The sequence below is a fragment of the Streptomyces sp. 8K308 genome, from assembly GCF_004348315.1.
Lineage (GTDB): Bacteria > Actinomycetota > Actinomycetes > Streptomycetales > Streptomycetaceae > Streptomyces.
The window spans coordinates 1-9,531 of the sequence record NZ_SMKC01000278.1 but is presented as its reverse complement, the minus strand read 5'-3'; the positions used below and the strand labels follow the sequence as shown (position 1 = coordinate 9,531).

Here is a 9,531-nt window from a genome sequence, read left to right as displayed (position 1 = left end):
CCCTTTTCCGGCGCGTCGGGCCTGGCGGCCCGGGCGGCCGCCCGCGCTTCGCGCGGAGGTGCCGCCCTCCTCGGCTGCGCCAGAGCCAGCTGGCCTGGCGCCCCGGTGGGCGGGTGGGCGAAACCCGCGCGAAGCGCCGGCGCAGGCCCCCCAGACTCAATCGGCTCCGCCGCAGCGAGTGGGTGAGGGCATCTCCGCGCGAAGGCGGGCGGGCCGACAGGCCGATCCGCGCCCGGCGGAGCGGGAGAAGCACGGGTGGGTGAGGGGGAACCAGCGCGCCGTTCAGGTGTCGTGGTCGCCGCCACAGCACGGGTGCGGGTCGGGGAGTTCGAACGGGACGTAGACGCCGCCCCGGGCAGGGGCCACGCGGAGCAGCAGGCGGCCCGCGTGGAGTTCCGGACGCACGTGGTCGCGGGTGTCGAGGCGAGCCGCAGGCTCCGGCACCGCGCCGCCGAGCGCGACGGCCGAGTCGATCGCGGTGCGGGCGAAGAGCTCAGCCAGCGTGAGCGTGCCGGTAAGACCCGCGGAGCCGGGGAAGAACACGGCACGCGCGCCGTCCCGGTCGTGCGCCGCGAGCGCCGCCACCGCCGCGGCCCGGTGTTCTGCGGGGCCCGCGACCCGGCCGTCCTCGTGGGCGACGGCCACGTCGTCCGGCAGGGCGGCGACGGCCCGGGCCGGGTCCGGCAGCTCGACGGAGAGCGCAAGACCCGGCTCGGGGGTGCGCACCACATGGGTGCGGGCGTGCGCGCCGGCCGGCAGCGGGAGCAGTTCGGCCAGCCGGTGCGCGAGGTGGTCGACGCCGCGGAGGCCGCGGCTGCCGTCCGAGAGGCCGAGCAGGGTCACTGCGGCAGCACCCACATCGGGTTGGAGTAGAACCACAGGTCGAGCCACGGGTCGGCGTCGCCGAGGACGTCCAGGGCCGGCCCGTTGGGGTCGACGGAGGCGCCGTTCAGGCCGACCTGGGTGCGGTTGCCGTCGGTGCCGCGCACCCGCAGGTAGAAGGGGCGGTCGACGCGCCCGAGTCGGTATTCGAGGGTGACGCTGCCGGTCGACTTGTTGACCTCGAAGGACTTGGCCACCCTGGTGTTGGGGGTGTGGAACACGTCCTTGTCGGAGACGGCGCCGGTGACGTCGCCCCTGATGACGTCGACGCGGGCCAGCTTCGGCACAAACTGCGCCCAGTTGGGGCCGTTGGCCAGCGAGATCTCCAGGGTGAGGGTGACGTCGGTGCCGCGCCGCACGGAGAGCGTGCCGCCGAGCGTGGTGGACCGGCCGCCGCCGCGGAGCTGGGCGTTGAGGCCGGAGATCAGGCCGCCGTGGTCCACCCAGACCCGGCCGGCGCGCAGGCCGTCCATGACGGCGGCGTAGGAGAAGCCGGCCGAGCCGACGTGGGTGCGGCTGTACTGGCCCGGCCAGTAGTCGCCGGCCTCCAGGTCCATCGCGGGGCCGCCGTAGACCGGCGCGTCGTGGTAGCCGTTGCCGTTGAAGTCGCTGCCCTCCGGCCGCACCGCGACGTCACCGTAGACGCCGTGCGAGTCGGAGTTGGCGGTGATCCACCACGGCTTGCCCTCGGCGAGCAGGCTGTCCCACAGGCCGCCGACGGTGGCGGTCATCCAGTCGAAGCCGCCCCAGGTGCGGTAGCTCTCGGCCGGGTAGCCGGGGAAGGAGTCGCTGCCCGGGCTCGACTCGTAGTAGCCGCGGCCGCCGCCGGGGCCGTGCGGGGCGGGGATGCCGGCGGCCTGGTGGCCGGGGGCGCCCTCCATGCCAAGCGCGATCCTGGGCTGCGCCTCACGCCAGGCGCGGATCTCGTGCGGCGAGTCGATGCCCTTGCGCGAGGGGTGGTTGGCGAACATGACCGCGTCCCGCACCCTGCGGCGCTGGACCTGCTCGGCGAGGAAGTTCAGACCGGAGATCGCGAGCGCCTCGTTCTGGGGCGTGTTGCCGGTCGCGTTCCTGACGCCGCCGTCGTAGTCGGTCTCGAACTGCTTGAGTACGGACACCTCGTTGTCGCCGGGGTGCACGAAGACGGTGGCGTGCTCGGCGGCCGGTATGTTCCACTCCAGGCCCTGGAAGACCAGGGTCTCGTCGAACTGGTCGCGGGCGGCCCGGATGTCGGGGTTGACCTTCTCGACGCCGATCCGGGAGTGGTTGACGGAGCCGTGGTCGGTGATGACCATCCAGTCGAGGCCGTGCCTGGCGCCCTGGCGGACCTGGTCGATGACCCGGTACTTGCCGTCCGAGCTGTACTGGGTGTGGATGTGGTGGTCGCCGGCCAGCCACAGCAGCCGGCCGCCGCCGTTCCCGCTGTTGCCGGCGGTGCCCACGGTGGCTTCGCCGAGCGCCGTGCCGGCCGCCGCGGCACCGGCGCCGGCGAACACGCTGGCGCCGGCCACCCCGGCGCCGAGCAGTCCGGCGCGGCGCAGCATGGAGCGGCGGGAGAGCTGGTCGGGGCTCAGCTCGCTGTCGGGCACGTTGACGTCCATGGCCGCGGGAAGTGGTCTGGACTCCGCCTCGTGGTCGTGGTGGTGGTCGTGACCGTGGTGGTGATGGTGGCCGTGGCCCATCGTCGCTCCCCTTGCGGTGATTCGCCGGTTTCTCGTCTTCTCGGCGGGCACTCTTCAGGCAGGAGATGAACGGAGGGTGAGCCGCGAGGGACATCGACCCACCGGATCCCTTTCCGGTGGGTCGGCGTCCCATGCGTCCCGATTAGACCAGTTGTCAGGCCAGCCGGATCACGTTCCAGGACAGCGGTTCGAGCGTGGCGCGCAGCACCTCGCCGTCCAGGCTGGTGCCGCCGGCCTGGTGCGGGGTGACCCGGTCGGGCTGGGCCGCGGTGTTGCGGGCGTCGGGGTCGGCGTCGGCGAGCACGCTGTGCTCCACGACCTCGCCGAGCCCGAGGCCGCGCAGGGTGACCTCGAGCGGCAGCGGCTCGGTCTGGTGCCGGTTGACGGCGAAGACGGTGACGGCGCCGGTGGCCTCGTCGCGGACGGCGGTGGCGTGCAGCAGGTCGACCTCGCCGTACTGGGCCGTGGTGTGCCGTGGGCTCTCGGCACGGACGTCGAGGACGGTGCCGCGGCCGTGGGCGGAGGCCTGGGCGAAGGGGTAGAAGGTGGTCTGCCGCCAGGCGGCGCCGCCGGGCTCGGTGGCGATGGGGGCGATGACGTTGACGAGTTGGGCGAGGCAGGCGACCTTGACGCGGTCGGCGTGGCGCAGCAGGGCGATCAGCAGGGAGCCGAAGACGACGGCGTCGGTGACGCTGTAGTTGTCCTCCAGGAGGCGGGGCGCCTCGGCCCAATCCTGGTTGGCGGGGGTCTCGCCGCGGCCCTCGCCGGAGAGGGTGGGGGCGCTGCCGTCCTGGTACCAGACGTTCCACTCGTCGAAGGAGAGGTTGATGGTCTTCTTGGACTTCAGTCGGGCGCCGACGTGGTCGCAGGTGGCGACGACGTTCTCGATGAAGGACTCGGTGTCGACGGCGGAGGCGAGGAAGGAGTCGCGGTCGCCGTCGCGCTCGTAGTAGTAGGCGTGCAGCGAGATGTGGTCGACCAGCTCGTAGGAGTGCTGCAGGACGGTGGACTCCCAGGCGGCGAAGGTCTCCATGGACTGGGAGGAGCTGCCGCAGGCGACGAGTTCGACGTCCGGGTCGATCTGCCGCATGGCGCGGGCGGTCTCGGCGGCGATCCTGCCGTACTCGTCGGCGGTCTTGTGGCCGGTCTGCCAGGGGCCGTCCATCTCGTTGCCCAGGCACCACAGGCGGATGTCGTAGGGGTCCTTGTCGCCGTGCGCGGCGCGGAGGTCGGAGAGCGCGGTGCCGCCCGGGTGGTTGACGTACTCCTGGAGCTCGATGGCCTCGGCGACGCCGCGGGTGCCGAGGTTGATGGCCATCATCGGCTCGCCCTGGATCTTGCGGACGAAGTCGACGAACTCGCCGAGCCCGAACTGGTTGGTCTCGGTGGACCGCCAGGCGAGGTCGAGCCGGCGCGGGCGCTGGTCCTTGGGGCCCACGCCGTCCTCCCACTTGTAGCCGGAGACGAAGTTGCCGCCGGGGTAGCGGACGACGGTCACGCCGAGCTCCCTGATCAGCTGGAGCACGTCCTCGCGCAGGCCCGCCTCGTCGGCGGTGGGGTGGCCGGGCTCGTAGATCCCGGTGTAGACGCAGCGGCCGAGGTGTTCCACGAACGAGCCGAACAGCCGCGGGTCAACGGCCGAGACGGTGAAGTCGGGGTCGAGCGTGAAGCGGGCGGTGTGCGATGTCTCGCTCATGCGGGTCCTTGCTCCGTCAGGCGGGTTGTTCGTGATTTCGAACATCGATCGTTACTTCGAACAGAACCTAAGGCCCGAACGACCCGCCGGTCAACGGGTCGTTCGCTCGCCCCTCCATCACTGCCCCGTCACTGCCCGGCGAGACCCGTGTGGGCGACGCCCCGCACGATCTGCCGCTGGAAGAAGGCGAAGACCACGAGCAGCGGCAGGCCGCCGATGATCACCGAGGCCATCACCTGGGCGTAGCGCACGCCGTAGGTGGACTGGACGTTGACGAGGCCGACCGGCAGCGTCATCCCGTTGGGGTCGGTGGTCACCAGGAAGGGCCACAGGAAGTTGTTCCAGGTCTGGATGAAGGTGAAGATCGCCACCGCGGCGAGCACGGGACGGGAGAGCGGCAGCACGATCTGCCAGAACACCCGCCAGCGGCCGGCGCCGTCCACGTAGGCGGCCTCCTCGAGCTCGCGGGGCACGCCCTCGAAGAACTTCACCAGGATGAACACCATGGCGGGCACGGCGACCTGGGGCAGGATGACGCCCCAGTAGGTGTCGACGAGACCCAGCGAGACCATCTCGGCGAACAGCGGCGCGATCAGTACCTGCGGCGGCACCATGATCCCGGCGAGCACCAGGCCGTAGAGCACCCGCCGGCCGCGGAACTCGGTGCGGCTGAAGCCGTAGGCCGCCATCGCGGTGAGCGCGACGGTCAGCACGGTGGTCACGGACGCGATGTAGGCGGTGTTGAGCATCCAACGGGTCAGGTCGCCCGACTCCCACACCGCCCGGTAGGCGTCCAGGGTGAGGCGCGAGCCGATCCACTGGAGGCCCGTCTCGGTGGTCTCGCTCTCCGGTTTGAGAGAGGTGGCCAACGCCCAGGCGAGCGGCAGCACCCACAGCAGCGCGAGCAGCAGCGCGCAACCGAGCATGGCAAGCCGCCCGGGCGTCCAACGCGGCCGGCGGCCGGCCGCCGTCTCCTCCACCACGGCGCTCATATCGAACTCTCCTCTCTCCTCCGGCGGGTGATGCGCAGGTGGATCAGCGAGACGACCACGATCAGGGCGAAGAAGATGTAGGAGATCGCGGACGCGTAGCCGATCCGGTAGCCGGTGAAGCCGGACTGGTAGACGTACTGGAGGATGGGCCGGGTCGACTCGTCGGGGCCGCCGCCGGTCATGATGTACACCTGGTCGAAGATCTTGAGCGAGGCCAGGAGTTGGAGCACCAGCACCACGCCGGTGGTGGAGCGCAGCTGCGGCAGCGTGATGTGGCGCAGCCGGTGCCAGGCCCCGGCGCCGTCCAACTCGGCAGCCTCGTAGAGGTGTTGCGGGATGGACTGCAACGCGGCCAGGTAGAGCAGGAAGTTGAAGCCGACGGTCCACCAGATGGTGGTGATCACGATGGAGAGCATCGCGTAGCGGGTGTCGGTGAGCCAGCCGATGCCGGGGTGCAGGCCGAACTCCGCGAGGAGCTGGTCGGCGAAGCCGAAGTCGGACGGATAGATGACCCACAGCCACAGCAGGCAGACCACGCCGGACGGCAGCAGGAACGGCGCGAACCAGCTGAGCCGCCACAGCCAGGCGACCACCCGCAGATGGTGCGCGAGCAGCGCGAGCACCAGGCCGACGACCACCAGCGGCACGGTGGACAGCACGGTGAACCAGAGGGTGTTCCACAGCGAGGACCACACGTCGGGGTCGGTGAGCGCCTCGGCGTAGTTGTCGAAGCCGATGAAGTCGGCCCGGGTGCCGGCGACGTCCGCGTTGGTCAGGCTCATCCGGATGCCGGAGATGAGCGGCCAGACCAGGAAGAGGGCGTAGACGACGAGGAAGGGCAGGGTGAAGACGAGGCCGTGCTCGGTCCAGTGGCGGCGCACGGTGGCGGGCGCCGGTCGATTCCCGGCGGGGTCTGGCCGCGTGGTCGGCTCGGGCGGCGCGATGGTCGTCATGCGGTCTCCCCGAACGGGCTTGGGGTGTCCAGGAGGTCCTGGAGTCGGGATCTGGCCTCGGCCAGCGCGCCCTCGGGGGTGCGGGTGCCGAGCAGCACCCCGGAGAAGACGGCGCCGAGTTCGAGCCAGAGGGGGGAGGCGGAGCCGGCGAACCAGACGCGTGGGTCGAGCACCACCTCGTCGATCACCGCGCGGTACTCGGACTGCGGGCGCATCGCCAGGTACTCGGGCTCCTCCAGGGTGGGCAGGTAGGCCGGGACGTGGCCGCCGGCGGCCCAGTCGACGGAGTGCCTGAGCATCCAGGCGACGAAGGCGTGTGCCGCCTCGTTGGAGGCGCCGCCACGCCCCGTCTGGTGCGGCAGCACGAAGGCGTGGCAGTCGGCCTGGGTGGCGGCGGTGCCGAAGAGGTTGGGTATCCGGGCCATGGAGAACGGCAGCCCGGTGTTGGTGTAGGTGGTGACCTCCCACTCGCCGTTGATGAAGAAGCCCGTCTCGCCGGCCGCGAAGATGCCGACCGCGCCCGGGTAGTCGGCGCGCTCCACGCACAGGCCCTCGTGGGTGAGCCGCCGCATGTAGTCGAGCACGGTGAGGGCCTTGGCGTCGTCGATGGCGATGCGGGTGCCGTCGTCGGTGAGCAGTTGGCCGCCGGTCTGGGCGTAGAAGGCGTTGAACATCCGCCAGGGTCCGATGGTGTCGGCGCCCAGGGTCTCGGCGACCATGCCGGGCCTGCCGGTGACCTCGCCGGCGGCGCGCATCGCCTCGGCGAACGCGTCGGCGCCCTCGATGGGGCGTAGCCGTCCGTCGGCGTCGAGCAGCCCGGCGCGCTCGCAGATGTCGGTGTTGTAGTAGAGGACCAGCGGGTGGGTGTCGAGCGGGATGGCGTACAGCTCCCCGTCGACCATGCCACGCCGCCACAGGTCCTGTGGGAAGTCGGCCTCGGTGATGCCGTGTCGCGCGAGCAGGTCGAGGTCGAAGGGGTCGAGGAGCCGGCCGGGGGCGAAGCCGGCGAGCCTCGCCAGGTGCATGGCGGCGACCTCGGGGGCCCGGCCACCGGCGCCGGCCATGCCGAGCTTGGTGTAGTACGGGGCACCCCAGGAGAGAGTGGCGGCCTGGAGGTCGACGTCTGGGTGCTCCCGCTGGAAGGCGTCGAGCATCGCGACCATGTTGGCGCCGTCGCCGCCGCCGAACAGGTGCCAGTAGCGGAGCCTGGTCTGCCCCGAACCGGCGCCGCTCGGGGCCGCGCAGCCGCCGGCGGCGAGGGCGGCCAGGGCGCCGAGCCCGGCGACCGAGCCGAGCATCCGTCGCCTGCTGGGCCCGGGGGGCGGCGGCGCCGGTGGTGGAACGGATGGTGGTGTCATGTGGCTTACCCATCCCTCATTCGTAATCCCGAACGTGGATCGGAGATACGAACGTGAACGTAGGGGTGGCCACGGGACGAGGTCAACGGTCGTGCAACGGGGATTTGCGGGGCGGCCCGGCGCCGGCCAGCCGGGCCGCCCGCGACGTCAGCCGGCGAACGCGGGCTGCGGCAGCCCCTGGCCGGCGCCCGGCAGCACCAGCACCGAGCCGGCCAGCGGCTCGGCGCCCGGGTCGGTGCCGACGCTGGCCGTGGTGATGTAGAGGTCGGTAAGGTCGGGCCCGCCGAAGGCGCACGCCGTCGGCCGAGAGGCCGGCACCTCGACGACCCGGTCGAGCTTGCCCTCCGGGGTGAAGCGGAGCACCGCCCGGCCGTCCCAGAACGCGACCCAGACGCAACCGTCCGCGTCCACCGTCAGGCCGTCGGGGAAGCCGGCGAACTCCGCCGTGTCCACCAGCGGCCGACGGTCACGCCCGCCGCCGTCCTCCGTCACGGTGAGCACGTCGACCCGCCGCGTCGGGGTGTCGACGTAGTAGACGAGCGAGCCGTCCGGACTCCAGCCGATGCCGTTGCTCACCGTGACCTCGGGCAGCAGCACGGTCGCCGCGCCGTCCGGCGCGACCCGGACCAGCGAGCCGCCGCCCGGCTTCTCGTCGTAGTACATGGTCCCGGCCCACAGCGCGCCGTCCGGCGCCACCGCCGCGTCGTTCCCCCGGCGGCCTGGCACGGCCTCGTGGCGCAGCCAGGAGAAGCCGCCCGCCTCGTCGTAGAGCCCGATCCCGTCCCTGAGATTGACCACGAAGCCGCCGCCGGCGCGCGGCTTGGCGGCGCCGACGTGCTGCTCGGTGGGGAGCACGGTGCGCCGGCCGGTGGCCGGGTCGAAGAGGTTGATCCGCGAGGCCAGGATGTCCACCCAGATCAGCCGCTCAGCCGCCGGGTCCCAGGTCGGCCCCTCCCCCAGATCGGCCCGCGCCCGTATCGCGATCTCCAGACCGTCCGCCACCATGCCCGTCCTCTCCTCCTTGGATCGCTCCGCGGCCGTCAGCCGTGATGGCCGAGCCGCTCGGACAACTGCCCCGCGCCCTTGAGTGCCAGGTCGGCCAGCTCCCGCTGCCGCTCCTCGCTCCACCGGATCATGGGCACGGACACGCTCAGCGCCGCCACCACGCGGCCCGCCCGGTCGCGCACCGGCGCGGCGACGCAGCTCACGTCGGGGTTGGACTCGCGCTGCTCGGAGGCCACGCCGCGCTCCCTGATCTCACCGAGCGCCGCCCGCAGCGCGTCGGGCTCGGTGATGGAGTGGGGGGTCATGGCCCGCAGCTCGCCGGCGGACGTCAGCCGCTCCTCGAGCTCGTCCGGCGACAGCGAGGCGAGCAGCATCTTGCCGACCGCCGTGCAGTGGGCCGGCAGCCGGCGCCCTGCGGCCGAGACCATGCGGACGGCGTGGGTGCTGTCCACCTTGGCGATGTAGATCACGTCGGCCTCCTCAAGGACGGCCACGTGCACGGTCTCGCCGCAGGTCTCGGCCACCGCGCGGGCCACCTGCTGCCCCTCGGCGGCGAGGTCGAGCTGCTCGGCGTAACGGCTGCCGAGCTGGTAGGTGCGCACCCCGAGCCGGTAGCGGCCCGGCTGCTCCGGCACCGGCACCAGGTAGGAGCGGGCCGCCAGCGTGGTGACCAGCTCGTGCACGGTGGTGCGCGGCAGCTGGAGCCTGCGGGTGATCTCCGGCGCGGAGAGCGTGCCGTCCCCGTCGAGAAAGAGCTCCAGTATGTCCAACGCCCGGCTGACCGCCGGCACGCGACGCCCCATGCCCCATGCCCTCCCGGCACTCGTCCGTTCGAGATCCCGGGCGAATTCCGGGATCTCGAACATAGCTAACCAGCCACGGTGACCGCGGGCAATGGCCGGGAGGCGTCGGCTACGACCCCTGCTAGGCGTCGACGTCCCTACCCGTGGCGCGATCCGACAC

The 9,531-nt window shown here is 72.1% G+C and carries 8 protein-coding genes; all 8 read right to left on the bottom strand.

Annotation, left to right across the window (positions count from 1 at the left end):
- Positions 1–282 precede the first annotated feature (282 nt).
- The 8 genes from E1265_RS27985 to E1265_RS27950 all read right to left on the bottom strand — a co-directional run bounded on the left by E1265_RS27985 (position 283) and on the right by E1265_RS27950 (position 9,371).
- Positions 283–843 carry a hypothetical protein gene (locus E1265_RS27985; protein ID WP_132933780.1) on the bottom strand — a complete coding sequence of 187 codons (561 nt, stop codon included), beginning with the start codon at positions 841–843 and terminating at the stop codon, positions 283–285.
- Positions 840–2,564, bottom strand: coding sequence for a PHP domain-containing protein (locus tag E1265_RS27980; RefSeq protein ID WP_132933779.1), 1,725 nt, complete (start codon positions 2,562–2,564; stop codon positions 840–842). Before E1265_RS27980 ends, E1265_RS27985 begins: the two co-directional genes overlap by 4 nt.
- Before the next feature lie 154 nt (positions 2,565–2,718).
- Positions 2,719–4,260: an alpha-N-arabinofuranosidase gene (locus E1265_RS27975; RefSeq protein WP_132933778.1), complete on the bottom strand. Its 1,542-nt coding sequence runs from the start codon at positions 4,258–4,260 to the stop codon at positions 2,719–2,721.
- A 128-nt stretch (positions 4,261–4,388) separates the two neighbouring features.
- The gene (locus E1265_RS27970) at positions 4,389–5,252 is read right to left on the bottom strand and encodes a carbohydrate ABC transporter permease (protein WP_132933777.1); all 864 of its coding nucleotides are present in this window, start codon (positions 5,250–5,252) and stop codon (positions 4,389–4,391) included.
- A complete protein-coding gene (locus E1265_RS27965) occupies positions 5,249–6,205 on the bottom strand; it encodes a sugar ABC transporter permease (protein WP_132933776.1) in 957 nt (318 codons plus the stop codon). The genes E1265_RS27970 and E1265_RS27965 overlap by 4 nt, the downstream gene beginning before the upstream one ends.
- Entirely contained in the window at positions 6,202–7,503 is a 1,302-nt protein-coding gene (locus E1265_RS27960; RefSeq protein ID WP_132933781.1) for an extracellular solute-binding protein, read from the bottom strand. The genes E1265_RS27965 and E1265_RS27960 overlap by 4 nt, the downstream gene beginning before the upstream one ends.
- 207 nt (positions 7,504–7,710) lie before the next feature.
- Positions 7,711–8,568, bottom strand: a complete 858-nt coding sequence (locus E1265_RS27955; protein ID WP_132933775.1) for an SMP-30/gluconolactonase/LRE family protein — start codon at positions 8,566–8,568, stop codon at positions 7,711–7,713.
- Positions 8,569–8,603: 35 nt separating this feature from the next.
- Complete coding sequence (locus E1265_RS27950; protein WP_132933774.1) at positions 8,604–9,371, bottom strand: IclR family transcriptional regulator; 768 nt, start codon at positions 9,369–9,371, stop codon at positions 8,604–8,606.
- Positions 9,372–9,531 lie beyond the last annotated feature (160 nt).

Bases quoted from the DNA above. Each gene is read 5' to 3' on its own strand.
- E1265_RS27980 (WP_132933779.1), bottom strand. From the start codon at position 2,564: ATGGGCCACGGCCACCATCACCACCACGGTCACGACCACCACCACGAC.
- E1265_RS27970 (WP_132933777.1), bottom strand. From the start codon at position 5,252: ATGAGCGCCGTGGTGGAGGAGACGGCGGCCGGCCGCCGGCCGCGTTGG.
- E1265_RS27955 (WP_132933775.1), bottom strand. From the start codon at position 8,568: ATGGTGGCGGACGGTCTGGAGATCGCGATACGGGCGCGGGCCGATCTG.
- E1265_RS27960 (WP_132933781.1), bottom strand. From the start codon at position 7,503: ATGCTCGGCTCGGTCGCCGGGCTCGGCGCCCTGGCCGCCCTCGCCGCC.
- E1265_RS27975 (WP_132933778.1), bottom strand. From the start codon at position 4,260: ATGAGCGAGACATCGCACACCGCCCGCTTCACGCTCGACCCCGACTTC.
- E1265_RS27950 (WP_132933774.1), bottom strand. From the start codon at position 9,371: ATGGGGCGTCGCGTGCCGGCGGTCAGCCGGGCGTTGGACATACTGGAG.
- E1265_RS27965 (WP_132933776.1), bottom strand. From the start codon at position 6,205: ATGACGACCATCGCGCCGCCCGAGCCGACCACGCGGCCAGACCCCGCC.